Origin of the sequence: Marinobacter sp. 2_MG-2023 (assembly GCF_030546935.1) — a bacterium.
Taxonomy (GTDB): Bacteria; Pseudomonadota; Gammaproteobacteria; order Pseudomonadales; family Oleiphilaceae; genus Marinobacter.
Genome location: NZ_JAUOPH010000005.1, coordinates 87,244 through 113,512, shown reverse-complemented (window position 1 = coordinate 113,512; position 26,269 = coordinate 87,244). Strand labels below are relative to the sequence as shown.

Sequence of the window (26,269 nt, the reverse complement as noted above, 5' to 3'; positions counted from 1 at the left end):
CAAAGAAACATCACAAACCAGACTTCAGTTTCTCCCAATACCTGGCGTACACCTGCAAGGCTTCATCACCAATATCGCTCTGAAACTCAGCGTTAACCATGTCTTCAGGTGTTGGATAGCTCGCACGATTCCCGGCAACCTCATCGCCCAACAAATCCCTTGCTGACAGCACAGGCGTGGCATAGCCGATGTCTTCGCTGATCAGTGCCGCAATTTCTGGCTGCAGCACGAAGCTGATGAATTTGTGAGCGGCTTCCGGATTCTTGGCGTTCTTGGGAATCACAAAGCTATCCAGCCAGGCGATAACGCCCTCCTTGGGGTACACATATTCCAAGGCTTCCATGCTGTCCTTGCCCATAACGGCTTCACCGTTCCAGATCATGCCAACATCCGCCTCGCCTTCAAGGAACGGCATACGGGGGGCGTCTGAATTGAAGGTACGCACGGAGGGCATCAGCTCTGTCAGCTTTTCATAGGCTTCTTCAATCTGTTGCGGGTCGGTGCTGTTACCGGAATAACCCAGAACACGCAGCCCCATGTGGAAAACTTCCCGCATGTCATTGGTCAGATTCACCCGACCTTCGAAACGCTCATCCCAGAGATCTTCCCAGGCGGTCACAGGTTCGCCTTCGATATCGGCGGTATCAACACCAATGCCTGTAGTGCCCCAGAGATACGGCACGCTGTACTGGTTGTCCGGATCTATATCCAGGCCGACAAGCTCGGAATCAAGCTGATCAAAGCCGCTGATTTTGCTTTGATCGATGGGCAGCAACAGACCTTCGTTGCGCATTTTACTCACGTAGTAGGTCGATGGCACCGCAAGATCATAGGCGGCGCTCTCATCCAGCAGTTTTAGTCGCGCATACATGGCTTCGTTGCTGTCGTAGGTAGTGTAGACAACTTTTATGCCGGTCTCATCCTGGAAGCGGGTCAACACCTCCTGCGGCATATACTCAGACCAGTTGTACAGATTCAGTACCTGCGGGTCGTCCGAGCTGCAGCCCATAAGGCCCAGTGCCAGCGCGCCGGCCAGTGCGAGTTTTTTCATTGTTTGCTCCTTGAGAGAATCCATTGCGACATCATCAACATCACCAGTGAGAACACGAGCAACAAAGTGCCCAGTGCGTTTACTTCGGGTTTAAGCCCGACACGCACCATGGAATAGATGCGTAAAGGGAGAATTTCGTAACTCGGGCCGCTTACAAAAGTGCTCACCACAACATCATCCATGGAAAGCGTGAAACCCAACAGCCATCCGGCCATCAACGCCGGCATGATAACCGGTATCAGCACCGTCCGGGTCATGGTGAAGTCACTCGCGCCCAGGTCCCTCGCCGCCTCAGGCAGACGCTCATCAAACCCGGCAAGCCTCGCCATAACGGTAATCACCACGAACGGCAGACAGAAAGTAACGTGTGCCAGCAGCAGCGATACGTATCCAAGCTGCAGGCCCAGCAACAAGAATAGGCCGAGCAATGAAATCGCCAGCACGATTTCCGGGGACATCATGACCACAAACAGCATTCCATTCAGCACTTTCTTGCCACGAAAGCGATAGCGGTGCAAAGCAAGAGCGGTCAGCGCTCCGATTAACGTGGACACAGTGGCCGCCGTGAGCGCTAGCCACAACGAGTTCCACATTGCCTGCACCATGGCGTGATTATTGAACAGCGATTCGTACCAGCGCAGGCTGAGTCCGCCCCAGCTGTACCCGGTGCGGGAGTCGTTAAAAGAAAACACCACCAATACAATAATCGGTACATACAACAGCAAATAGACCAGAGCAAGATAACTACGGGAAAGCCAACGCATCACGCCCCCTCCTCGCCCAGGCGGCGTTTACTCAAACGATGGGCAAACATCAGCAGCGCCATAGTGAAGGTCAGTACGATGCTGGCGGCAGCGCCAAACGGCCAGTTGCGGGCATCCAGAAACTGGTTCTTGATCACGTTACCCACCAGCAGGTTACGCGAACCACCCAGAATATCCGGCACGAAGAACAACCCCATGGCGGGCAACAATACCAACATGACACCCGCCAGCACGCCCGGCAGTGTCAGCGGTATGATGACATTTGTAAACGTAGCGAAGCGCCCTGCACCCAGATCGTGAGACGCAAGCAGCACATCCTGCCTTAAATCCTCAAATACCGAGTAAAGAGGCAGAATCATGAACGGCAGCAGAAGATAAACCAGGCCGACAACCACGGCACCTTCGGTGTAAAGAAGCTGCGCCGGTTCCTCGATCACACCCAGTGACATGAGCGCACTGTTCAACAGCCCGTTGGTTGCCAGAATCAATTTCAGGGCATAGGTGCGTACCAGCGAATTCGTCCAGAATGGCACGATCAACAGAAAAATCAGCAGCATCTGCCTGCGCTTTTCCACATGTGACAGTGCCCAGGCAAACGGATAGCCGATCAACAGACAGATCAGCGTGGTCATAACCGCCATGTAAAGAGAGTGAAGAAACACCTCCAGGTACAGCGGATTGAACAATTGCCGATAGGCGTCCAGGTTCAGTGGCAAGGCAATAAAGGTTGAGGGGTCACGCGTCATTACGCTGGCACCCACCACCAGCATATTGGGCGCAAGCACGAGGAACAGCAGCCAACCCCACACCAGCACCAGAACAGCCGCTCTGAACGGCTGTTGCTTAATGCTCAGCATCATCGGCAGCCAGCTCCTCTTCATCCGTCAATGGCTCGTCACTTTCTTCGGCCAACAACCATTCCCAACCGTCTACCCAGCTGACGCGCACACGCTCGCCAATGCTGTAATCAAACGCGGGGTCGTCTTCGTCAAAAAACTCGCTTGCCATCACCTGGATGCCATCTTCCAGCTCAATAACCGAATCCAGGGTGCTGCCTTTGTAGTTGCGCTCGACAATCTTGCCAGCTACGCCATCGGTATCATCTGGCGCGAGTACCCGAATATCTTCCGGGCGCAGCAGAACATGCAGCGATTGGTTCATTGCAATGCGAAAAGGGGGCTTACTCAGCTCCCGGTTCAGGCCAAACACATCCACGCTGATGCGGTCGCCCTCAATCCTGGTAACCCGGCCCGGAAAAAAGTTAGTCTGGCCTACAAAACGTGCGGTGAATACATTCGCCGGGCGTTCATAGACTTCCCGGGGCGTACCCAGCTGCTGAACACGACCATCTTTAAGTACCACGATTCGATCAGACATGGACAGCGCTTCTTCCTGATCGTGAGTAACAAACACGAAGGTTATGCCCAACTCACGCTGCAGGCGCTTCAACTCTACCTGCATAGTACGGCGCAACTTATAATCCAGCGCCGACAGCGGCTCATCAAGTAACAACATCTTTGGTCGCTTGACCACCGCGCGAGCAATAGCAACCCGCTGCTGCTGGCCACCGGACAGCTGGTGCGGCTTGCGCTTTGCAAAGTCCTCCAGCTGAACCATGGCCAACGCCTCATCGACCCGATCACGGATTTCTGCTTTCGGCCGTTTCTCCATCTTCAGGCCATAGGCAACATTGTCGAAAACCGACATGTGCGGAAACAGCGCGTAATTCTGGAACACGGTATTCAAAGGCCGCTGCTCTGGTGGCGTCTGGGTAATATCCACACCAGATAGAGTGACAATGCCATGATCCGGGAGGTCGAAGCCTGCCATCATGCGCAACAAGGTGGTTTTACCGCAGCCGGAGGGGCCAAGGAGGGTGATAAACTCGCCATCGTAGATCTCCAGATCCAGACTGTCGAGCACGGTTTTGCCACCGAATTGCTTGGAAAGATTGCTCAGGAATAGCAAAGTCTGTTTCATTGGCGCTGCCCAAAGAATGAGCGACCTATTTTCACAGAAACAGATGGAATCAAAAAGGGGGCCGCCAGATATTTCTGACGACCCGGAGAACGCACCATCAGGGAGCAGCGTTAATTGCTATGTTCACTATTCGCTGGTCTTGATCGACTGGGGTCTCTGCCTCGTTGTAGCCACTTCCGGTTTGCGGGTATGTGACCATCAGGTATTCGGCCATCGCATCCTGCTCACCACCGGCAGGTGAGAAATCACTCAATCCAGGACTGACCGTTACGTCCACCTTGTCGGGCGCCACCAGACTCTTGAACGGGTAGCCGTCACCGCAAGAGGCGGTGGCGTTGTTCACACAGTCTCCCGCAAGAAAACCGAGGGTAACCAGCCTGATGGAACTGCCCGCTGTATCAACCATACCGGCAGTCACCACATCCTGGGCAACAGACCCGTCACTGTTCAGAATCTCCAGTTCGCGCACCCGGCTGGTCATGACCGGAGCGAGATTGGAATCACCATTGGCACGAGCAGCCTCACGGTAATCAAATTCAACTCGCATACCAGCAATCTGCGGGAACCGCCCCGGCGTGGCACCTTCCTCGCTGGCAGCAAACGCATATTCCAGAAGGTCCGCCAGTTCTGCGGGTGTAACGGTGACCATGGTCAGGCTGTTATTGAATCGCAGGCTGGTCTCCAGATCCAACTGGGAAATACCACCCTCAGGTTTGCCAACCGCGTCATTGGCCGCCGGCGGCAGGAACACGATTTCGGACGGGTCGGACGTTCCCGGGGGCTGTAGCGCCTGACCGATATTATCCCGAATGCCGCCACCGTTTTTAAGAGATACAGCCACCGACGCATCCTGCTGTCGTGCCAACCACAGGTTCGCTTCTGCGGTCAGGTTGCCAAGGTTGGTTTCCTCACTGCGAACCTGGTTGCGGCGCCCCTCGAGATATACGGCTGTTTTACCCAGAATATTGCCGTCTTTGGCCAGTAGCACCTCATCAAGCGCATCGGTAATAGCATCGACGGTGTCGTTAACTTCGAAGGTCTGGGTGATCATACCCGTCGACCAGGCACCGTTGACCCCTGGGTCCAACGCGTCTTTGTTGATCAAACCTTGTGCGTCAAATTCCAGCACCAGTCGGCCCAGATAGCTGAAGTCGCCGGCAGTGTTGACGACCAGGACTGGCTCACCGGAAGCGGAGTCATACGACAAGGGGTAGTCATCAGCCGCAGCATCTCCATCACGCAACGAATCATTGCTGTCCGCAAGCAAGGTGTTGGAGCCACCGGCAATAATCAGGTCCACTCCATCAAGCCGGGGTGCCAGCGCCTTCTCGACACTGATCTGCTGCATATGAGCCAGAAGGATGATCTTGTTGATACCGGCATCGATCAGCTTATCGACGTCCTCCTGGATATCGGCCGCCAGCGCGTCAAGGTTCTCATCCACGGCGGGGTCGAAGGCAGCAGGCGTAATGGTCAGCGAACCAGTGCTGGTGATGCTGGACAAAGTGGGAACCGAAGCACCAACGATACCGATGGTCTCACCATCCACCTGGAGTGTCGTTGACGCGGCAAGGGTCCCGCCTTCTGCCGACATACCGTCTGGAGCCACCAGCGGCGCCGTGTTGCTATCGGTAGTGAAATCGATGTTTGCAGAGAGATAGGGGAACTGCGCTCCAGGCCAGTCACCATCTGCCGTGATAAGCCCGGCAAAATCTTCGGTTCCAGTATCCAGATCGTGGTTGCCCACTACAGATGCTTGCACACCCATCGCATTCAGCCAGGCAATGTTCGCACGCCCATTACCGGGGCTACCCAGAGTTGGCGCAAGGCTGCTATCGCTTGCCGCAAAGAATTCCGGCCCGGGAATCAGGTTGTCGCCCGAACTCAACAAAAGAGTGCGCTCTGGCATCTCGGCGCGGAACCCATCCACAAGTGCAGACATGTTACGAACATCGGCGGCACCGCCACTGCCATCGATATCCGCAAAATGCAGAACCTGAATAGAAAAAGTATCGGCGGCTGTTGCGGGTACAGAGTCATCGTCATCACTGCATGCCGTCAGCGCTGCAGCAGACAGTGCCAGAATAACAGCACGGGTGAGTGGTCTGGGTTCAAACATGGGGCTCTTTCCTTGTCTCGTTTCTGGTGGCTGCCGTCGCGTTAAGCGCGCGGGCCCTCAAAGACAATAGAAAGAGGAGGTGACATACTCATGACCGAAGGAAGTCAGAAATATGTCACCGGGGAGTACAGCTTGTCAGTCTTCGGCAATGCTGTTCAGATAGGCTTTATCTGAAATATTGGTCCACTGACGAACCCGCTTCAGGTAATCGAATTGGGAATCGATGATTTCTTTCGCCAACTCATCTTTCTCAGCAGCTTCGGCCAGCAACTTGTTAGTTGCTTCGCGCATCGCCTCGATGACTTCCGGCGGGAAGGTCTTGTGCGTGACCTCCGGATAGTCTTCTTTCATACGATCCCAGGCCACACCGCTCTCGTCATAGCTCTGGATGTACATGTCATAGGCAGCAAGACGCATGGCAACCCGAAGGATTTCCTGAAGGTCCTTGGGCAGGCTCTTCCAGGTTTTTTGGTTGATCAGAAACTGCACTTCTGCACCCGGCTCCTGCCAGCCGGAATAGTAATACTTCGCGATCTGGTGGAAGCCCATCGGAAAATCAAGAGCCGGCCCGACCCACTCGACCGCATCAACTGTACCGCGCTCAAGCGCTGTGTATAGCTCTCCGGGCGGCAGGTTGGTTACGGCCACGCCGAGTTCAGACATGACTTCACCTGCAAACCCCGGGGTGCGCATTTTCAGGCCTTTGAGATCCGCTACAGAATTGATCTCCTTGTTGAACCAACCACCCATCTGGTTGCCGGTGTTGCCACCAGGGAAAGAGAGCAGTCCGTACGGCTCATAAACCTTCTGCATCAACTCCATGCCTTCGCCATGGTAAAACCATGCATACATTTCTGGCGCAATCAGGCCGAAGGGGATGGTGGTGAAGTACATGGCATTGGGAATCGTGCCCTTATAATAATAAGAAGCCGTGTGTCCCATGTCGTACTGACCATTGCGCACCAGGTCAAAAATGCCGAAAGGCGCTTTATGCTTGTTGGAGCTGTCGATACGGATTTTAAGGCGTCCACCGGACATTTCTTCCGCCATCGCAGCCATATGTTCAGTGGTTTCACCAAGAATCGGTGAGTTAGGCCCCCAGGTTTGCGCAAGGCGCAAAGTGTAATTTTCTGCTGCTACGCCGAGCGTACTAACAGAGAACAGCAGCGTCACCGCCGCCATTCTGAACAGACGAGTCATCATTGTTGGCACCATTTCATGTTGTTATGTTATTGCTATATCGCGAACGCGCCCACAATCTTAGCCCGTGATGACACCTTGCGCCAAGGGCTGTAATCACAGCCGCAAGCGCATGGCCCTTCGCATATATTGATTAGACCTTGAACCGGCTCACCAGATCCCGCAGGCTTTCGCCCAGACGAGCCAGCTCATGGCTGGCCTCATTGGTCTGAGTAACCCCGGTATCACTGCGCTGCGCTGCATCGACAATGCGTACCACGTTCTGATTGATCTCTTCCGCCACCTGGCTTTGTTGCTCGGCCGCAGTGGCAATCTGGGTTACCTGATCATGGATCTGCCCAACCGATTTCTCAATGGTCACCAGCGCACCTGTGGCGTGATTAATCCGCTCCACCGTCTCCGACGAACGGTCGCGCGATCGATTCATTCGCTCTACGGCTGAGCGGGTTTCACTGACGAAGCCATCGATCATTTCACGGATCTGATCTGCCGATTCGGCACTACGCCGAGCCAGTTGACGCACCTCATCTGCGACCACAGAGAAGCCGCGACCATGGTCGCCTGCTCTGGCCGCCTCGATAGCCGCGTTCAGTGCGAGCAAGTTGGTCTGTTCGGTCACGGACTGAATCACGTCCAGCACCCTCTGGATGTCATCTGATTTCTCAGCCAGAGCGTTAATACTGAGCGCGCTTTCCTGAATTTCCTCAGAAAGCTTGTTTACCGAACCTTGCGCATTGGCGATGGTCTCGCCACCGTCTCGGGCCATGCGGTCAGCATCTGATGCAGCACTTTCAACTTCGCTGGCGTTTCCGGAAATCTGCTGGATGGTTGCTGCCATTTCATTGATTGCAGAAGCAATCTGATCGGTTTCGGATCCCTGTTCCTGAACCGACGCTCGTGTTTCATTGGCGACACGGCTCAATTCCTCGGCAGCAGATGCTACCTGATCAGTTGTGGCGCCGACTTCCCGGATAGTCGTCTGAATTTTGATAACAAAGGCGTTAAAGCGACGGCCCAGTTCAGAAAGCTCATCACGGCCCTCTTCTGGCAAACGCTGACGCAAATCACCATCACCATCAGCAATCTCCTGCATCATGTCGCTGACTCTTTTCAAAGGCACCGTCACTGTGCGGCCGACGAAAACACCAATTACCAGCGAGGTGACCACAGCAACAGCTGTGACCAACAGAATAAAGCCAAGCATTGCACCTATGTTATCCTCGATTTCCACGCGCGCAGCATCAACCTGTCGGTCAATATCGGTAACGTAGACACCCGCCCCAATCATCCAGTCCCACCCCGGAATAATCGCGGAGTAAGACACCTTGGGCTCTTCGTTACCGGAAGCCGGATTAGGCCAGTCATATCCGAGATAGCCCGTGGATTCTGCCGCACCAAACAGGCTGCCAACGAGTTTTTTGACGACCGGACTATTGTCTTTACCCTCTCTGGAAGGGTCCGGAGAATAAGCGACTGCCTGCGCTGCCCTGTTGTATGCGAAGACGTAATTCGTCTTCTCGAACCGGATAGAACGCAAGCGGGATGCAGCCTGGGCCTTTGCTTCTTCCTCCGACAGTTCAGGGTCGTTTTTTGCTTCCAGCACCACCGCTTTCGCGGCATCGATCAGGTTCTTCAGCCCTGCCTTTCGAGCTTCCAGAAGGCTTGATTCAAGACGCTCTAACTCTGCCTCCCCGTGAGCCTGAATCTGGCTGACAGAAATCCAGGCGACCGTCGCGGCTGTAACCAGGACCGGTATCAATACGGCCAGAAGCAGACGGGTTCGAATATGCAGGTTGTTCAGAAAATTCATTACGGCAGATCCTCAGAAAAGCATTGTCTCGAATTACTATCGACAAAATCCGGGATATCTTGAATAAATGCTAAGTATTATTTTCTACGAAATCACGGGCCGCGCCCTCGTCGCACTTACGGCAATCGAGCTGAAAGCCAAGCATAGACCCTCGCCCCTCCGCGGTGGTCACCCAGGGCCTGTTGATCCAGGGCGGCGAATGGCGCACATGTTGGTTATGACCACAGGCCAGTCGGGCGACCCAGTGATCCACTTCATCCTTGTGATATCCGATTATCGGCTGCTTCATGTTAGAGGCCTGGTGCGACCGGCCCAGGCGGACCAGGAATAGATCGCCAAGGCTATCCAGATCATTATAAAACTTGTCAGCTTTTCGACGCTGAGGGGCTCACTGAAAACCGTCAGCGCAATCAGAAACTGAATTGTCGGGTTGATATACATGAGAAACCCAACCGTCGCCAGGCGCAATCTTCGAGCAGCGCCGGCAAACGCCAACAAAGGAATCGCCGTTACCACCCCGCTGGAAATCAGCAGGAGCGTGGTGGATGCATTCTCTGAAAAGTGTGAAATCCCTGAATAACTCAAAACAGTGAGCGCCATAATGGCCACGGGCAGCAAAAGCAAAGTTTCCACAAACAACCCCGAGAGCCCATCCAGAGCTACCTGTTTGCGAAGCAGGCCATAGGTTCCGAAGCTGAACGCCAGCACCAGCGTTATCCAGGGCACAACGCCCAGCAAAAACAACTGATACAGAATCGCAAGCGTTGCGAGCACTACAGCCAGAATCTGCAACCGGGAAATACTCTCCTTGAGCACCAGCATGCCCAACCCAACATTTACCAGTGGCGTCAGAAAATAACCAAGGCTGGCCTGAAGCACCTGCCGGGTCTCCACGGCATAAATATAAACGCCCCAGTTCACAGCAATAAGCACGGCACAACCAAGAACAAATCCCAGTTTTGCTGGCTGTGCAAGCGCCACCCTTACGGGTTGCCAGCGTTTCAGAAAGGTGACAATAAACGCCAGAAACAGACAGGACCAGATCACCCGATGAATAACCACTTCCCAGGCTGGGACCCCGTCAAACAGAGCAAAATATAGCGGAAAGCAGCCCCACATAGTGTAGGCAAACGTGCCGTAAAAAACGCCTTTTCGGGCTTCCTGCGCTGCCATACTGATAGCTTCCTCATTATATTTCGGCACTAAATTTAACATGCCTGGCGGGTTACGCACTTAGGCAATATGGCTTAACCTTTGAGTACATTCAAAGTACGGAAAATCTGCCATGAAAACAGCCCGGTATTTTGTTGCCGAAGCCAGGCAGCACATTCAGGAAATATCCCTTGAGGAAGCCGACGGCCAAACCGTAACTGCCATCATTTGACTGATCGCTGCTATACTGCGCCGAATAGCCCCCAAAACTGACGCCAATGACTACTCGTGATACCAAGAACATCATTCCTTCCCGGAGTGCTGATCCCGACGTCTCAGGGCAATTGTCTGTGGCGGGGCTTCAAACGATTCTCGATAATCTTGACGCCCTGGTGTATGTCGCCGACTTTGATACGTATGAGCTGTTATACATAAATGCTTATGGACGCAGGATTTGGGGTGAGTTCCAGAAAGGCGGGAAGTGCTGGAAGGTCCTGCAGAACAACGATGGTCCCTGCAGCTTCTGCACAAACAGCCTGTTGATCAAAAACCATAACGAAGCCACCGGTACACACGTATGGGAATTCCAGAACGAGGTCTCCAAACACTGGTATCAATGTCGGGACCAGGCCATTGAGTGGACCGATGGGCGCCTGGTTCGCCTGGAAATTGCTACCGACATCACTGATCGAAAAAACATGGAACTGGCCTTGCGAAGTGCCCGACAACAAGCCGAAGCAGCTTCAAGACAGGATGAGCTCACACTCCTCAATAACCGTCGAGCGTTTTTCCAGTTTGGCGAGCAACTACTCAAACAGGCACGCCGGCAGCAGACGCCACTGGCCGTAATCATGTTCGATCTGGACCACTTCAAACAGACCAATGATAGTTATGGCCACGAAGCGGGAGATGCGGTTCTCAGAGCGGTAGGCCGTTTGCTGATGGACAAAGTACGGGAGTCAGACGTTGCAGCGCGTATTGGCGGTGAAGAGTTCGCCGTACTCCTGCCGGACACACCTCTGGCCCAAGCTGTGGAATTGGCTGAACGGTTACGCTTTCTGTTGCAGGAATTGCGGATTCGCTACCGAAAAACCGAACTCCGCCAAAAAGCCAGTTTTGGCGTGGCCACCCTGTCAGTTGACGATGACAGGCTTGAGGCATTGCTCTCACGAGCTGATGAAGCCATGTACCTGTCCAAGACGCGAGGCCGGGACAGGGTACATACTTTTTCACAGCTCTGAGATGGATTTTAGAGCAGCCTGAAAAGTCTAAGGCCTCCGTGTAACTGCCATGGTCAGGCGAGATATACAGGTCGTTTTACCCGCTTCATTTTCCATACGGATTTCCCAGACCTGAGTCGCACTGCCAATATGAATAGGCCTGGCCGTCCCATAAACCCAGCCTTGGGTAACCGGGCGAATGTGGTTGGCGTTGATTTCGAGCCCGACTGCGACGGTATCAGGATCTTTCAGGCACCAGTTGGCAGCCATGCTGCCCAGGGTTTCTGCCAACACCACCGACGACCCTCCGTGGAGAATGCCAAAAGGCTGCACCGTGCGCTCATCGACCGGCATCCGGCCTGTTACATAATCGTCACCAATTTCGGTGTACTCAATGCCCATGTGGCTGACAGCTGTATTTGCGCTGGCTTTAGCCAAATGCTCAAGGTCCGGTGTGCGGGTCCAGATTGCCATACTGATAAAACTCTCTGACGGGTTTAATAGAAGTATCTCACTGCCACTACGGCTTCAGAGACATGTATCTGGCCGTATACTCACTGACAATTTCGGCCATACGACCTGCATCGATGAGTTTAAACAGCCTATCAGCAATGCGTTCACGGAACTCAAAGGTGTTACATTGCGAATTCTTGGAAAACGTAAAGAATAGCCCTTCGTTGCTAATGGGCACATCGAGCGCAACAAACTTGTCTGCAAGGCCAAGCCGCTGAAGCTTCACCTGCCCCTGCAATCGTTCATACAAAACGTAATCAACGCGTCCGGCCAACGCCATATCGAAGGATTGCTCTATGGTTCTGACGCTGACAACTTGTAAGTTGCGTTCAGCATAGCGGTCAAATCTCTGACCGAAACTGTTGTTTATCAGTGTACTTCCCCGCTTTCCTTTCAGGTCAGGCCAGTGACGATACTCAAACACCCCGTCTTTGGGTACCCAGACGGCCGTGGGAAGATACGTGAATGGAGGCAACAGGTAATCCATATACTTGATGCGTTCAGAGGTAATAAACGCACCGGCAACCATATCGAGTTCCCCCACCCGGGCAAGGCGCTGAACTCGCGCCCAGGAGCCGAGGCGCCGCACCTCCAGCTGCACGCCAAGTGGTTCGAGGATCTCTCTTAGCAGAGCGGTTGCCGCACCGGTCAGGTGCTCAGGGGCCTGAGGGTCTTCCCAGAGAAGTGGCGGGTACTCCGGGTTGCCACTCACCGTCAAGGTTTTGCAGGCCGGCTCTGCTGCTCCTGAATTACAAAAAACCATCAGCACCAGCATCACTGGCAACAGCCTCCTGACGGCGGTAGATGCTTTTTTTCGGGAACCTGACAAGTATGCGACCATCCTGTTTGTTGGCTTATTGGATCAAAGAGCGTACTGATCCATATACTTCAGCACCAAATTTTCGTATGTGCCTTCTGCCTCTATCAGCTTGAGCGCAGCGCGTATATCGTCAGAATATTCCGCTACCGGCGAGGTTCTTGCAACGGCGATCCAAGAACGCTCCCCGGGTACAAAAAACGGAGACACCTGCACAGGCAGTTCAAGCTCTCGAACCGTATACAAACCCGCGAGCTCCGGGACAACCACTACATCCACCCGGCCTTTTTCCATCATCAGGATCAGGTTCTCATACCGGGGGGCAGCTTCTTTGTGCAACTGCCCGTCATTATCGAACCGCGGGAAATAGCTGGCTCCCTCCAATACGCCGATGGTTTTACCATAAAGGTCCGCGTAACGCTCAATACGGTCAGAATCCTTGATGTGCAAAAACAGCCTGCGTTCCGGCGGAAAGGCAGGTGCAACAAATACCATCTGTTCGTCTCTTCCTGATGTTTTGAGGGCTCCAAGCATGACATCCACCTCGCCCCGCCTGACCATCTTCAGGACTCGCCGAAAGGGGGCCTCCCGATAATGGGTTTCCCAGCCCAGCCGGTTCGTAATTTCCCGGAATATCTCTACATAGAGACCTGAGGGCTGTGCACCTTCGATTATCCGGTACGGCGGCGCATGATCCGCACCCACCGTAACCGTCAGGGCACGAACCGTCTCTGTCCCCTGCTGGGCATTTGCGGAAAGAGCCATCGCCGCAAACAGAATGGCAACAAGTATTCGCATGGTCTGTCGTTTCTCCACAAGCTAAAAACGATCTATGACAGTCGTATATACACAGTATAGGCGTTCTCAGATCCGCAAACGGTCTAGCTGCGTAAAATGGTGTGAAATACGACGGTTGAATTCCATCGCTTACAGCACAAGAACGAGTTACGGGTCTGGTAAAACAGGTGAATCTCACTTCTCAATGAAAAGGACGCGCACTATGAACATCCTCATGGTTCTGACTTCCCACGACCAGATGGGAGACACTGGCCACAAAACAGGCTTTTGGCTGGAAGAGTTTACCGCGCCCTATTATGTGTTCCGTGATGCAGGCGCAAACATCACCATCGCATCGCCGAAAGGCGGCAAGCCGCCAGTTGATCCCAACAGCGAAGCCGAAGACGCACTCACAGACAGCACCCGACGCTTTCAGGCGGATGCGCACGCCAAAGAATCGCTCGCCAGCACAAAAAAACTCAGTGACATAGATATGAACGGGTTTGATGCTGTCTTCTATCCGGGCGGTCATGGTCCTCTTTGGGATTTGGTCAACGATGCAAAATCTGTCGCACTGATCAAAGCTGCCTACGAACAGGACAAGGTAATTGGAGCGGTCTGCCACGCGCCGGCTGTCTTCAAAAACGTAGAGATCAAGCCCGGGCAAAACCTGGTGGGCGGTCGCGAAGTCACCGGATTCAGCAACAGCGAAGAAGAAGCAGTTGGTCTGGCAACGATCGTACCTTTCCTGCTCGAAGATATGTTGAAGGAAAACACCGCAACCTACTCAAAGGGTGATGACTGGGCTCCGCACATTGTGGTGGATGGCAAGTTGATTACCGGCCAGAACCCGGCTTCATCAGAGGGTGCAGCCAAGGCTGTGGTTCAGGCACTTCAGCAAGCCTGAAACCTGTAATGTTCACCCCGGCCTGGCGCATCGCCTCGTCGGGGAACCTCGCCCTGCATAATCTCCCGCAAATAAGCGCCAAGATACGTCAGTCTGTGCTAACGTTTTGAAGAACATCTCAAAAGGCTGGCTTTTTCATGAGTAATCCCAAACACACCCTTTTCTGGATGACCTTTTTTCTGGCGGTTGTTGCCATCGTTGGCGTGTTGGTCCACAAACCGTTGATCACCGCATTTATGGCGAACTGGGTCTTCAACCTATTGATTGTCGGCGTGCTGATCATCGGCATCGGCCTCACTTACCGGCAGGTATTCGTGTTGTTCCCGGAGCTTCGCTGGATCGCCCAGTTCCGTACCGGGCATTCCGGCCTTTCAGTGCTTGAAGAACCCCGCCTGCTCAAACCACTGGCACGGCAATTGGGCGAAGAGTCCAAACGTGACCGCTTTACGCTCTCGACCATGTCGCTCAGAACAGTTCTGGATGGCATTCATTCCAGAATGGATGAGCAGCGCGAAATCACACGATACTTCATTAACCTACTGGTTTTTCTTGGCCTTCTCGGTACCTTCTGGGGGCTGCTCGGCACCATCAATGCAGTTGGCGAGGTCATTACCAACCTGGACATGGGCCAGGGTGATTTCGGCAAAGTATTCGCGGATCTTCAGACCGGATTGCTGACGCCCTTGCAGGGCATGGGCACTGCATTCAGCTCCTCTCTGCTCGGCCTTGGTGGCTCACTGATACTGGGTTTTCTTGATATCCAGGCCGGCCATGCCCAGAACCGTTTCTATGACGGGCTGGAAGAATGGCTGACCGGTGTTACCAATCTGCTGGACCCGTTCACCAGCGATGAACGCCAGCCATGATTGGATCCAGACGTCGAAGCCGAAGCACCACTAACGTATGGCCGGGGTATGTAGACGCACTCTCCGCCCTGCTGATGCTGGTGATCTTCATGCTGTTGATCTATGTGGTCAGCCAGCTTTTCCTGTCCCAGACACTGTCTGACCGTAACTCCGAACTGGCCCGGCTAAATCAACGGTTGAACGAAATTTCACAACTGCTGGGGCTGGAGCAAAGCAAAACCGAAGCTCTGGAACAACAAATGCTCACGGTTCAGAGCAACTTCAGCGACAGCCTAGCGCAGAACGAAGACCTGCAGGACCGATTGGACGCCTCACGTAACCAGCTGATGCAACAGACCGCCGATGCCGAGGCCCGGGCTGAAAGACTGGCGAACATGAATCAGGAGCTGGACGACAAGGACGAGCTTTCTGCCAGCCAACAAAACATGATCCTGCGCTTGTCCAATCAGATTGCATCCTTACAAGACCAGCTGCGACAAATAACCGCTGCACTGAAACTGCAAAAAGAAATGACCGTCGACAAGGAAGACGAACTGGAAGATGTCAGTAGACGCCTGAATACTCTGCTGGCGGAACGCATCAATCAACTGGAGCAGTACCAGTCCGAATTTTTCTCGCGGTTACGGAACATTCTGGCCGCCAATGAAAACATCCGTATTGTCGGTGACCGGTTCCTGCTGCCATCCGAGCTGCTGTTCGCTTCCGGCTCGGCCCAACTGGGCGAGGCGGGCAAGCGGGAACTCGACAAACTGGCCGGCGTGTTACTTGATGTGGTTAAAACGATTCCCGACGACCTTGACTGGATTCTTCGCATTGATGGCCATACAGACCTGATCCCGATCAACACGCCGCAGTTCCCCTCCAACTGGGAGCTGTCGACCGCTCGTGCGGTGGCGGTAGTCCGCTATCTTGCGGATCAGGGCGTGCCGCAAAACCGAATGGTCGCCGCCGGCTTTGGCGAGTTTTTCCCGGTTGCAGATGGAACATCACCGGATGCCTTGCAGAAAAACCGGCGTATTGAAATCAAGCTGACTGACCGTTAGCCCAGACCGTGCTCCAGAAGCGCGTTAACGGTGGTGGTATAAGGGGCATCGATACCGAGCGTTTTGGAACGCCGCAGCACCGCTCCCGCAATGCTATCCAGTTCCAGGGGGCGGCCTTTTTCCTTGTCGACCAACATCGACGTTTTGATCGCGTTAAAGCTGCTGATCAGCTCGAACATTTCGTCGACATCCGCCTTGCCAAGTTCCAGACCATCGGCCTTTGCCGCAGCGGCTGTCTCCCCCATCATACCGTACACAATCCGGCTGAATTGCGGGTGCCGCGTCAAACTTTGTGTATCCAGCCCGGTAAGTGCCGAGATTGGGTTAACCCCGTTATTGATAACCAGCTTTCGCCATAACTCATAGCGAATATCATCTGAAATAACAGTCGGGATACCGGCCCGTTCAAAAGCACTCTGCAGTATTTCCAAAAGTGGGCGCCTGGCATCCTGTTCTTCCGGAACAGCCGGCCACTCGCCCATAACAACCTGCGCGACACCTTCTGCCTCAACCACACCTGGCTCAACAATATGGCCACCGATACGCACTGCCAATCCACCCAGAACGCGGCTTTCACCAAGTATCCGGGCAATCATCGGCTCGTTGTCCACACCGTTCTGCAATGACAGAACAGGCACGTCACTTTGTGCCAGCCATGGAGCAAGCTCACTCAGAACAGCTTTTGTTGCGGTGGACTTGAGCGCAAAGACGATCACATCAAAATCACCAGGCTGGTAGTTCTGCATCAGCGCAGCATGATCAACAGCCGGGACACTGCATTCTATCTGCCGGCCTTCGTAATGAACCACCAGGCCCTTTTTCTCCAGGGCTGCAAGGTGGGCACCCCGGGCCGTAAGCACGATCCTGTGACCAGCCTCAGACAATCTCGCGCCATAATAGCCGCCAATACCACCTGCGCCGATCATGAGAATGCTGAGCATGAAAAAAGGCCTCCCTGTTCATCCATTCCGAAGAGCGCCGGGCTGCGGGTTATCTTCGCTCGCAGCCCGGCGTCACAAGAAACTTGGTTTAAAAATGAATCACAGTCCGAATACTCTTACCCTCATGCATCAGCTCAAACGCCTCGTTGATATCTTCCAGCGGCATTTCGTGGGTAATGAAAACATCCAGCGGGATCTCTCCCTTCTCAGCTTTCTCTACATAACCAGGCAGCTCCGTACGGCCTTTTACGCCACCGAACGCTGAGCCCTTCCAGACCCGGCCGGTTACCAGCTGGAACGGGCGAGTGCTGATTTCTTCACCGGCACCGGCAACGCCGATGATGATGGATTCACCCCAGCCCTTATGACAGCACTCCAGTGCCGAGCGCATCAGATGAACATTGCCCACGCACTCGAACGAGTAATCCACGCCGCCGTCCGTCATTTCGACGATGACTTCCTGAATCGGCTTGTCATAGTCTTTCGGGTTCACCACATCGGTAGCACCAAGTTGCTGCGCAATCTCGAATTTACCGGGGTTGATGTCTACTGCGATGATACGGCCGGCTTTTGCCATTTTGGCGCCGATAATCGCCGCCAGTCCTATGCCTCCCAGACCAAATATCGCCACCGTTGCGCCTTCTTCAACCTTGGCGGTATTGAGCACAGCACCAATGCCGGTAGTTACACCACAGCCCAACAAGCACACTTTATCCAGAGGTGCTTCTTTGGGGATTTTTGCCAGGGAGACTTCCGGCAAAACGGTGTATTCCGAAAAGGTCGAGCAGCCCATGTAGTGATATAGCGGCTCGCCTTTGTATGAGAAACGAGACGTACCATCGGGCATCACGCCCTTGCCCTGGGTGGCGCGCACAGAACCGCACAGATTAGTCTTGCCAGAGGTGCAGAATTTACACTTACCGCACTCAGCTGTGTAAAGCGGAATAACGTGATCGCCAACTTCAAGGCCGGTTACGCCTTCACCAAGGGCTTCCACTATACCGCCGCCCTCGTGGCCCAGAATGGTAGGGAACAGGCCTTCCGGATCTGCACCTGAAAGCGTGTAGGCATCGGTATGGCAAACCCCGGTTGCGACAATTCGAACCAGAACTTCCCCCTTCTGGGGTGGTGCCACATCAACCTCTACGATTTCCAGCGGTTTATTGGCTTCGAAGGCCACGGCGGCACGGGATTTAATCATCTTGAATCTCCTATAATCCAGTTGGCAAAGCCGTCACCGGCCTGATAACAGCTACTGTAACATTGAAAAACAGCTCCGGCTCGTCTGCCGTCCGGCAATCTTTCCGGCAGCCCGCCACGTAAATCTGTAACTGACATGTACGAAACCTCTGAAATACAGGATCGTCACTTTGCGCACACTTTACTGGTTTACCCGGGATCTCCGCCTACACGACAACGCAGCCCTGCTGGCGGCTTCGAGATCCGACATGCTGCTCTGCGTTTACGTGGTTGATCCACGCTGGTTCGTACCCGGCCCTATGCAGTCGAAAGCCATGGGCGCTCATCGCTGGCGTTTTCTGTGGCAAAGCCTGATGGGGCTCGAACGCAACCTCAGGGCCCTCGGCCAGCGACTGCACATCGCCTATGGCAAACCCGAAGAGGTGATTCCGGCACTCGCGCAAAACCATAAAATGAATAGCGTCATCCGTTCGCGCCAACCGGGGACACGTGAAACAGGCCAGTGGCAAACAATTGGTGACAAGCTACCTGGAATCGTTTTGCAGGAATTCGAAACGCTCAGCCTGTATACCGAGGGCTCGCTCCCCATGAGACTTGTGGATTTACCGGATACCTTTTCAAAGTTTCGCAAATTGATCGAAAACTCCGGTGAATCCGCGCCTTCGCCATTGCGAATCCGCACTTTGACGGCCTTGCCACCTGCCCCGGGATTTCCAGAGGACAACCGGGGAGAGTGTCCCGCCGTAACCGAGCCAAAACACTTTATTCCGTTCACTGGCGGAGAAAAGGCCGGTCTGGCGCGGCTTCAGGAATTTCTGTTCACTAACCACGCTATCAACGACTACAAACAAACGCGAAATGCGCTGGACACCTGGGACGCCTCCTCAAAGTTCTCGCCCTGGTTGGCAGATGGTTCGCTTTCCGCGCGGGAAGTCGCAGAGACCATTGTTGAATATGAGCGCGCTGAAATCCGCAACGAATCCACTTACTGGCTATGGTTCGAGCTTCTTTGGCGGGAGTATTTCTACTGGTACGCTGTCAAACATTGTGCTGATCTGTTTCGGCGTGATGGTGTGCAACGTAAACGCCGACCTGTAACCTTTTACGGGCACCGTTTCAAAGCCTGGTGCGAGGGCAACACCCAATACCCACTGGTAAACGCCGCGATGAACCAGCTCAGGGAAACTGGCTATTTGAGCAACCGTAGTCGGCAGTTGGTAGCCAGTTGTTTTGTGAACGAGCTGGAACTGGACTGGCGTTACGGAGCTGCATGGTTCGAGGAGCAGCTAATCGATTATGATGTCGCGAGCAACTATGGCAACTGGCAGTACCTGGCCGGTGTAGGTGCCGATCCAAGAGGCCTCCGCCGGTTCAACCTTGAGAAACAGGCACAACAATACGACCCTGATGGCACCTTCGTCAGCAAGTGGCGCGGCCAGGCCGAACAGCCTGTGGGACTGCACCTGGTGGATGCGGCAGATTGGCCGGTTTCGTGACACTGTTTCGTCTGGATATCATTTTTAACCAAATAGAGGACACTTGTTCATGGCTCTGTTCAGCCAGAAGGATGCACGTAAACAGTTGAATGAAGAAGCAGAGAAAGTGAGCCGTGCAGATCTCGAAACACTGCTGGATCGCCAGCAGGCTATTGAAACAAAGGTCAAAGGCAGTGGAAAGTTTGAGCGGTTCAGCGCCGATATCAAGCTGATGTTTGCCATGTTACGGGATTACAGGAACGGCAGTTACCGCGACATCCCCTGGAAAAGCATTGCGGCAGTGGCGGGCGCGCTCCTGTACGTTATGAACCCGCTGGATTTGATTCCCGATTTGATTGTCGGCATTGGTTTTGTGGACGATGTTGGCGTAGTTGCACTCTGTCTGAAACTGGTTGAATCTGATCTGCACAAGTACGCCGCCTGGAAAGAATTACAGGAAGAGGTCACGCAATCGACACAAGCAGATTGATTGAATTATGAACTACAGGTAATCTCACAACCTCACTTTAAATCGTCAAACCCTCTGGAGAGCATGTGGATTTAGCCACTCTGATCGGTCTGCTTGGTGCCCTTTTACTAATCGTGACCGCCGTTGTTCTAGGTGCAGCACCCGATGTTTTCCTCAACTCCTCATCGCTACTGATCGTTGTTGGTGGGACCCTGTTGGTCGTGCTTGCCAAGTTCAGCATCCCTCAGTTTCTTGGGGCCTTCAAAGCGGCTGCCCGGGCATTCAAGTTCAAGCTCCCGGAAACCCAGGCCAGCATTGAAGAACTGGTAGACGTAGCCAATGTTGCCCGCAAAGAGGGAGCGCTTGGACTTGAAGGGCGAGATGTCTCGTCACCGTTTCTGAGTAGCGGCATCCAGATGCTGGTAGATGGCCAGACCGGGGAGACGATCAAGCAACTCCTTGATAAAGAACGCCTGATGACTCTGGACCACAACCGCTCTGGCTCCAAAGTGTTTATGGCAATGGCGGATGTGGCGCCAGCAATGGGCATGATCGGTACCCTGATTGGCCTGGTCCAAATGCTTTCCAACATGGAAGATCCGAAATCCATCGGACCGGCCATGGCCGTCGCGCTGTTGACCACGCTTTACGGCGCAATGATCGCAACCATGATTGCCACCCCTATTGCCGACAAGCTATCCCTTAGGATGACAGAAGAAGCCCGCCTGCAGATGCTTTATACCGATGCACTGGTGGCTATTCAGCATGGCACAAACCCGCGTATTATCGAACAGATGCTCTCCAGCTACCTGACTCCAAAGGAGCGCGCCAAAGCGCCTGAGGCGGAGGCCGCCAGCGGATAAGCCCCATGGATGAGCTGCCAGAAGAGGAAAAACCGGGCATCCCGGCCTGGGTTGTAACCTTCGCCGATTTAATGTCGCTGTTGATGTGTTTCTTTGTGCTTCTGTTGTCGTTTTCTGAAATTGACGCGATGAAGTTCAAGCAAATAGCCGGTGAGCTATCAAAGGCGTTCGGCGTTCAGCGCGACATACCCGCGCTTGAGATCCCCCAGGGCACCAGCCCGATTTTCGACAAATTTTCTCCAGCGCCTCCCGAGCCAACACTGGTTAATGAAATAAAGCAGACGACAACCGATCAGCAGCCAGAGCTCCAGACCCTTAAAAGTACTACCGATCAGGCTCTGGAAGCCGCTGCGCAGGAATCCCTCGAGGCCAGCACGTCAAGCATCCGGGAAGTGCTTGAAGAAGCCATAGATGATGGCCGGGTTACTGTAGAGAAGGATCAGGATCAGCACCGTATTGTTATACGAGTCGAGGAGAAAGGCTCTTTCCCTTCCGGCTCGGCGGAGCTGACCTACGAGTTTGAAGGCCTGCTTCTGGAAATGGCGAAAGTGCTGGCAGAAATGCCCGGAAAGTTGATGGTCGAAGGGCACACGGACGATATACCAATACGGACATCCCGCTTCTACAGTAACTGGGATTTATCCGCCGCCCGCTCCGCTGCAGTCGCAAACGTGTTGTTGGCCACCGGCGATGTTGAGCCCACGCGTCTGGCTGTAAAAGGGCTGGCCGATACCGAGCCCCGGGTGGAAAATGTCTCTGCAGAAAACCGCGCGAAGAACCGGCGCGTTGAGATCATCATTGACTTGTCCGAACCACTGGAGGAGCAAGGTGTGAAGTTGCGTGAGCTGATTGAACAAGACGCCAGTGAACGCGAAGCCACCATCGATATCCGGCCCATCACCATTAGCCCGGGAGAAGATTCGAACTCGGAGTCGGATGCAAACGGTGGTATTACCTGGTAGCCGGAGTGGTGGGCAAATCAGAGTTCACCGTATCAACTCAACGCAGCTTATAACCGGTCAGTTCCATGTAGCCCTCTCCGGTGTGGCTACCAGAAACGCTGACCGGGCTTTCCCAGTAGGGATAAAGCCCCCGGTTAAGATAATCACCGGGCGGCACATTTAATTGCAGTTCTACCTGATAATCCGGAATCCTGAGCAGCCAGCGCACGGGCACATCGTTGTCGCGCTCCAGTTCTTTCAGGTTCAACTGTTCAGGGCGTAATGGCACAGGATCACCACCTGCAGGCAGCCAGGTGCCAGACAGGAAACTGCCGCTGTCATCCCGCAAACGAAAGGCCATCAGCTTGTCGCCACCATCCAGGTGCAGCGCAAACCAGTCCCAGCCTTTTTGACCGGTTTTCAGAAGCTGACTGCTCCATTCCCGATCAAACCAGCCCTTTCCCGTGACCGGCAGCACCTCCCCATCAAGTCTCACTTCGCCGGAAATGGCAATGTCCACCAGACTAAAATACATCGAGCCTTCCCCACTGGCAGATTTCGCGCTGAACCCTTCCTCTCCGTGGGCCACGGGCGCGCCCTCAATGCTCAGAGTCAGGTCATAGCTCCAATCCTCGCCATTGGCCTGAAGTTGCCAACGGCTGTTGTCTGCATTGCCACTCAGCCGCCAGTTATCCAGCCAAACCTGCAAGGGTAAGGCGGTCGCCCCCGCATGCCCGATGTCGCCACGGGCGAGCTTTTCCGCGAAGTAGTGCTGGCCTTTCCAGCTTACCGCGCCGTGGGCCATCCATGCAGCTTGCAGCGGCCAACTGGTGGACGCTGGCGCAGGCGCGTTTGCGGCTCTGGGCTCGAGGGCCTGGCGGAACTGTGTCCATTGCAGACCCAACGGCTCACCCGCTTCGGTCTCAAGGTTTGCGGTGAGGTACCACCACTCAATGCGATGCTGAGGATGCGGCCCGAAATCGGCGGGAAACGTCAGCCGGTCTCCGGGGTCTGGCTGCAGATACGGCCTATCGGTTCCGGAGCTCGCGTCCTCTTTGCTCTCCAACCCTGCCAAACCGGCAAAGCCCTCGTCTCCGGTGTCGCCGGAGCAACCGGCAAACAGAGACAGAGACAGAACCAATGCAAAACCAAGGTTCCGGATCATCGCTCCCCTCCGTTCAAAGCACTGGCAGATGCAGGCGCAATAGCGGGCTTGCCAAGCTGACGACGCATCAGAGCCGCGATGCTCACGCCGATAACCAGGCTGAGAATTGCGAGTTCTACCCAGAAGATCGGGTACACGGCCATGGGTAGTGACCAACCAAACGCCAGAGGGTTGATCCGGTGCACCAGCACCCAGGTCAACCAGATGCCCAGAGGCAAGGCCAGCACAGCCACTCCGCCCGTCAGCATCAGCGCCAGCCGCAACAACTGGCCTGCGACTTCGCGCTGCTGCATGCCCCAGACTACCAGCAACCGGAAATACCAGACACGGGTAGAGAAGAACACCCACCCCATCATCAGCAGCGCCGAAGCAGCCAGGATCAGAGTAAGCAGCGTCATCGCGCGGGTCAGCGCGAACGTCTGATCAAACACACCCGTGGCCAGCTCCCGGATACTGCTGTTGTCCCTGAAAGTTAGTGCGTCAACACCCCAGATTTCCACAAGTGCATCGGTAACCGGCGCAATCCCGAATTCCCCGGGCGTCACGGAAAAGCTCTCGAAACGGATATTAAAATCATCGGGTAAGAATTCAGCGTTCAACAGGACTTCCCCCACTGGCCTGCCGTAGTCCGGGTACACACCCAACACCGGAACCACCTGTGCCTGATCCCCGAGAGTCAAATAAAGGCTGTCTCCAACATCGAGTCTTTGCCGACGAGCGAGTTGCTCGTTGATCATCGCACCTTCACCGGAGGCCAAAGCTCCCCAGGGCTCATCTGCCGTATCCAACAAGTTCCATGCGCGTATCAAAGAACCCACTGGCGCGACCGTAAATACATCCACTTGCTGGCTGCCCGCATTACCCTGTGCCTCCAGCTGCGCCTGACCCCGAATCACCCTGTGCCACTGCAAACCCGGAACCTTCGCTTGCTGGCTGGTGAGCCATTCCGCTGCTTTGCGCCCATCCGCTCCAGCGGGCACTTCAATGTAATATGCGGCTTCCAGCCGCTGTGCCAGCCAGCGATCAAAGGTATCTTCAAACGTAGTAACCAGAGCCTGGACGGCAAGCACCATCGCCAGCGCAAACTGCAATGCAACCAGGGGTAACGTCAGGCGGCGAACCAGTACGGCAAGCTCCCGGAAGCGCCACTGGGCGAGTGGATCCCTGGATCGGGCAGCGCGCCAGTGGGCCAGGTGGGCCACCGCAGCCGGCGTCAGCCAGCCTGCCCCTGCGAAGACCAAAGCCACGGCCACAAATACCCACAGCAATGCAGGAGAAAGCCAGGCCAGGACCAACCCCGCTACCAACAGCGTCGTTGCCATCGCCGCCAGCGTAGGTCGCGCCAAAGTAAATCGTTCACGAAACCTGAGCAAAAGCAGATCCCCCAAACAAGCGATCACTACAACTGCCAGCATAACCAGAACCGGCACTAACCAACCCTGCCCTTGTCCGGCATAAAGAGGAATATCAAACAGCCCGTCAAGAGCTTGCCCGAACCCACTCCCGAGCCCGGCGGCCAGCCAGCGCCCCAGCCAGACTCCCGGCACCACACACAGCAGCGCCAGCACAAGAATTTCGAGCACCAACCAGCCTTGAACTCGTCCGGGTGAGACACCAAACCGATGCAGCAGGGCGAAGCTGTCCCGGCGCTGCGCCAACCCCAGCAAATAAACGCTGCGCAATAGCAAAGCAGTGATCAGTAGTACCAGCACACCCAGGGCTTCAAGGTTGAGCAGAAAGGAGTCGCCAAGCTCGCCAGTGTCCGGGCTGGTTGAGAAAGTTTTCAGCCGGTAAGCAGGGGGCAGGTCAGAGGCTTGAGTCGCTTCCGGTGTCAGCAGGTACAGCCGGCTCTCGCGGGCACTCATGCTGGCTGCAGAGTAAATATCCACAAATGGGTTGCCATCCAGAGGCTGGTCAAGCGCCTGAGATGCGCCTGCTCCAACACTGAAACAATGGGCCGCCAGCGGATCAATACCAACAATACGGCTTCCCGTGTCAGGTGTTACCTCCAACCACGGCATAACACAGAGACCGGCAAGACGAAGTGTAACGAAATCTTCAACGGCCAGAGCCCGGCCGTCACTTCGCACCACCTGCTGGCGTTCTGCTACGGCCTGCTCACTCTGATCCAGGCTTGCTCTGGCCTGGCTGGTGAGATGGCTCACCCCCGTCCATAACATGGTTGCAAGAACAATCATGCTTCCCAGCGCAACCAGTTGCAGCGGATGACGACGATAATGGCTGAGCAGGGCCCGGGGCAGGAAGAAAAAGGTGGAGAGAGACAGAAGAGCTCTCATACGGCGCCTGAATGGCCGAGATCCAGGTGCTGCTGGCAACCCGCAGCAAGTTCTGCGTCGTGGGTTGCCAGTATCAGACCGCAGCCGTAGCGGGCCTGAAGGTCGAACAGCACACGGGTAACATCGTCGGAGGTATGGCGATCAAGGCTCCCTGTGGGCTCGTCCGCCAAAATCAGCGCCGGCTCCATCGCAAAAGCCATGGCCAATGCCGCGCGCTGGCGCTGGCCGCCGGATACCTCGTCCGGATAGCGCTGGGCGAGATCACCAATATCGAGGCGGGTCAGCCAATCTTCACTTTTCGCCGGATCACGACCAGCAAGCCGGGCGCGAAACCGCACATTCTCCAGCAGCGACAGTGCGGGCATCAGGTTCGCCTCCTGAAACACCACGCCGATCCGCTGTCGACGCAACGCCGACCACGCTTTTGCTGTTCGAAGAGCCGCCGTGCCGCCGGCCTCGAAAACCTCGCCACATATGACAATGGTGCCGGCATCCGGCCGTTCCAGACCACACAAGAGGTTCAAAAGAGTGCTTTTGCCGGAGCCAGACCGACCAGTAAGGGCCAACGACTGCCCTTGCCCGAGGGTAAATGACAGTTTTCCAATAACCGGAACAGTTTCGTTGCCGCTGACAAAATGCTTGCCCAGGCCCCGAACAGCCAGCAGAGATTCAGTCATAAAAGTACCTCTTCTCACTGCC

The 26,269-nt window shown here is 54.8% G+C and carries 25 protein-coding genes; 8 read left to right on the top strand and 17 right to left on the bottom strand.

Features of this window, described 5'->3' with window-relative positions:
• Positions 1–10: 10 nt before the first annotated feature.
• The 9 genes from Q4501_RS14310 to rarD all read right to left on the bottom strand — a co-directional run bounded on the left by Q4501_RS14310 (position 11) and on the right by rarD (position 10,097).
• On the bottom strand, positions 11–1,051 hold the full coding sequence (locus tag Q4501_RS14310; protein WP_303596942.1) for an extracellular solute-binding protein: 1,041 nt from the start codon (positions 1,049–1,051) through the stop codon (positions 11–13).
• Positions 1,048–1,815, bottom strand: coding sequence for a spermidine/putrescine ABC transporter permease PotC (potC, locus tag Q4501_RS14305; protein WP_303596941.1), 768 nt, complete (start codon positions 1,813–1,815; stop codon positions 1,048–1,050). Before potC ends, Q4501_RS14310 begins: the two co-directional genes overlap by 4 nt.
• The gene (potB, locus tag Q4501_RS14300; RefSeq protein ID WP_303596940.1) at positions 1,815–2,675 is read right to left on the bottom strand and encodes a spermidine/putrescine ABC transporter permease PotB; all 861 of its coding nucleotides are present in this window, start codon (positions 2,673–2,675) and stop codon (positions 1,815–1,817) included. The genes potC and potB overlap by 1 nt, the downstream gene beginning before the upstream one ends.
• Positions 2,659–3,795, bottom strand: a complete 1,137-nt coding sequence (potA, locus tag Q4501_RS14295) for a spermidine/putrescine ABC transporter ATP-binding protein PotA (RefSeq protein WP_303596939.1) — start codon at positions 3,793–3,795, stop codon at positions 2,659–2,661. The genes potB and potA overlap by 17 nt, the downstream gene beginning before the upstream one ends.
• 97 nt (positions 3,796–3,892) lie before the next feature.
• A complete protein-coding gene (locus tag Q4501_RS14290; RefSeq protein ID WP_303596938.1) occupies positions 3,893–5,914 on the bottom strand; it encodes a bifunctional metallophosphatase/5'-nucleotidase in 2,022 nt (673 codons plus the stop codon).
• Positions 5,915–6,049: 135 nt separating this feature from the next.
• A complete protein-coding gene (locus Q4501_RS14285; protein WP_303597170.1) occupies positions 6,050–7,114 on the bottom strand; it encodes a TRAP transporter substrate-binding protein in 1,065 nt (354 codons plus the stop codon).
• 133 nt (positions 7,115–7,247) lie between these two features.
• Positions 7,248–8,924: a methyl-accepting chemotaxis protein gene (locus Q4501_RS14280; RefSeq protein ID WP_303596937.1), complete on the bottom strand. Its 1,677-nt coding sequence runs from the start codon at positions 8,922–8,924 to the stop codon at positions 7,248–7,250.
• Between the two features lie 70 nt (positions 8,925–8,994).
• Positions 8,995–9,213: a DUF3565 domain-containing protein gene (locus tag Q4501_RS14275; protein WP_303596936.1), complete on the bottom strand. Its 219-nt coding sequence runs from the start codon at positions 9,211–9,213 to the stop codon at positions 8,995–8,997.
• The gene (gene rarD / locus Q4501_RS14270; RefSeq protein WP_303596935.1) at positions 9,210–10,097 is read right to left on the bottom strand and encodes an EamA family transporter RarD; all 888 of its coding nucleotides are present in this window, start codon (positions 10,095–10,097) and stop codon (positions 9,210–9,212) included. Before rarD ends, Q4501_RS14275 begins: the two co-directional genes overlap by 4 nt.
• A 257-nt stretch (positions 10,098–10,354) precedes the next feature.
• On the opposite strand from rarD, the gene Q4501_RS14265 reads away from it, so the two are divergent.
• Positions 10,355–11,317: a GGDEF domain-containing protein gene (locus Q4501_RS14265; RefSeq protein WP_303596934.1), complete on the top strand. Its 963-nt coding sequence runs from the start codon at positions 10,355–10,357 to the stop codon at positions 11,315–11,317.
• Between the two features lie 27 nt (positions 11,318–11,344).
• Here the strand turns inward: Q4501_RS14265 and Q4501_RS14260 are convergent, their stop codons facing one another.
• The 3 genes from Q4501_RS14260 to Q4501_RS14250 form a co-directional block, all read right to left on the bottom strand.
• On the bottom strand, positions 11,345–11,770 hold the full coding sequence (locus tag Q4501_RS14260) for a hotdog fold thioesterase (RefSeq protein WP_303596933.1): 426 nt from the start codon (positions 11,768–11,770) through the stop codon (positions 11,345–11,347).
• Positions 11,771–11,816: 46 nt separating this feature from the next.
• The gene (locus Q4501_RS14255) at positions 11,817–12,584 is read right to left on the bottom strand and encodes an ABC transporter substrate-binding protein (RefSeq protein WP_303597169.1); all 768 of its coding nucleotides are present in this window, start codon (positions 12,582–12,584) and stop codon (positions 11,817–11,819) included.
• A gap of 87 nt (positions 12,585–12,671) precedes the next feature.
• Positions 12,672–13,424, bottom strand: a complete 753-nt coding sequence (locus Q4501_RS14250; protein WP_303596932.1) for an ABC transporter substrate-binding protein — start codon at positions 13,422–13,424, stop codon at positions 12,672–12,674.
• 202 nt (positions 13,425–13,626) lie between these two features.
• Between Q4501_RS14250 and Q4501_RS14245 the strand changes: the two genes are divergently transcribed.
• From Q4501_RS14245 to Q4501_RS14235, 3 genes are all read left to right on the top strand, one after another.
• Positions 13,627–14,310 carry a type 1 glutamine amidotransferase domain-containing protein gene (locus Q4501_RS14245; protein WP_303596931.1) on the top strand — a complete coding sequence of 228 codons (684 nt, stop codon included), beginning with the start codon at positions 13,627–13,629 and terminating at the stop codon, positions 14,308–14,310.
• A 137-nt stretch (positions 14,311–14,447) separates the two neighbouring features.
• Positions 14,448–15,176 (top strand): flagellar motor protein MotA, encoded by a 729-nt coding sequence (locus Q4501_RS14240; RefSeq protein ID WP_303596930.1) that lies wholly within the window; start codon positions 14,448–14,450, stop codon positions 15,174–15,176.
• Positions 15,173–16,219 carry a peptidoglycan -binding protein gene (locus tag Q4501_RS14235; RefSeq protein ID WP_303596929.1) on the top strand — a complete coding sequence of 349 codons (1,047 nt, stop codon included), beginning with the start codon at positions 15,173–15,175 and terminating at the stop codon, positions 16,217–16,219. Before Q4501_RS14240 ends, Q4501_RS14235 begins: the two co-directional genes overlap by 4 nt.
• On the opposite strand, the gene Q4501_RS14230 is transcribed toward Q4501_RS14235, so the two are convergent.
• Positions 16,216–17,160 (bottom strand): ketopantoate reductase family protein, encoded by a 945-nt coding sequence (locus Q4501_RS14230; protein ID WP_303596928.1) that lies wholly within the window; start codon positions 17,158–17,160, stop codon positions 16,216–16,218. The two genes, Q4501_RS14235 and Q4501_RS14230, sit on opposite strands and share 4 nt — an antisense overlap.
• Before the next feature lie 88 nt (positions 17,161–17,248).
• Complete coding sequence (locus Q4501_RS14225; RefSeq protein WP_303596927.1) at positions 17,249–18,361, bottom strand: S-(hydroxymethyl)glutathione dehydrogenase/class III alcohol dehydrogenase; 1,113 nt, start codon at positions 18,359–18,361, stop codon at positions 17,249–17,251.
• Between the two features lie 169 nt (positions 18,362–18,530).
• On the opposite strand from Q4501_RS14225, the gene Q4501_RS14220 reads away from it, so the two are divergent.
• From Q4501_RS14220 to Q4501_RS14205, 4 genes are all read left to right on the top strand, one after another.
• Positions 18,531–19,856 carry a DASH family cryptochrome gene (locus Q4501_RS14220; RefSeq protein ID WP_303596926.1) on the top strand — a complete coding sequence of 442 codons (1,326 nt, stop codon included), beginning with the start codon at positions 18,531–18,533 and terminating at the stop codon, positions 19,854–19,856.
• A 49-nt stretch (positions 19,857–19,905) separates the two neighbouring features.
• A complete protein-coding gene (locus tag Q4501_RS14215; protein WP_303596925.1) occupies positions 19,906–20,325 on the top strand; it encodes a YkvA family protein in 420 nt (139 codons plus the stop codon).
• Positions 20,326–20,390: 65 nt separating this feature from the next.
• On the top strand, positions 20,391–21,167 hold the full coding sequence (locus tag Q4501_RS14210; RefSeq protein WP_303596924.1) for a MotA/TolQ/ExbB proton channel family protein: 777 nt from the start codon (positions 20,391–20,393) through the stop codon (positions 21,165–21,167).
• 5 nt (positions 21,168–21,172) lie between these two features.
• Positions 21,173–22,129, top strand: coding sequence for a flagellar motor protein MotB (locus Q4501_RS14205; RefSeq protein WP_303596923.1), 957 nt, complete (start codon positions 21,173–21,175; stop codon positions 22,127–22,129).
• Positions 22,130–22,166: 37 nt separating this feature from the next.
• Here Q4501_RS14205 and Q4501_RS14200 read toward each other — a convergent pair whose 3' ends face one another.
• Genes Q4501_RS14200 through Q4501_RS14190 form a run of 3 tightly spaced genes read right to left on the bottom strand, consistent with a single transcriptional unit; the run spans position 22,167 to position 26,247 of the window.
• Positions 22,167–23,273 carry a lipocalin-like domain-containing protein gene (locus Q4501_RS14200; RefSeq protein ID WP_303596922.1) on the bottom strand — a complete coding sequence of 369 codons (1,107 nt, stop codon included), beginning with the start codon at positions 23,271–23,273 and terminating at the stop codon, positions 22,167–22,169.
• Positions 23,270–25,570 (bottom strand): FtsX-like permease family protein, encoded by a 2,301-nt coding sequence (locus Q4501_RS14195; RefSeq protein ID WP_303596921.1) that lies wholly within the window; start codon positions 25,568–25,570, stop codon positions 23,270–23,272. The genes Q4501_RS14200 and Q4501_RS14195 overlap by 4 nt, the downstream gene beginning before the upstream one ends.
• Entirely contained in the window at positions 25,567–26,247 is a 681-nt protein-coding gene (locus Q4501_RS14190; protein WP_303596920.1) for an ABC transporter ATP-binding protein, read from the bottom strand. The genes Q4501_RS14195 and Q4501_RS14190 overlap by 4 nt, the downstream gene beginning before the upstream one ends.
• Between the last annotated feature and the right edge of the window lie 22 nt (positions 26,248–26,269).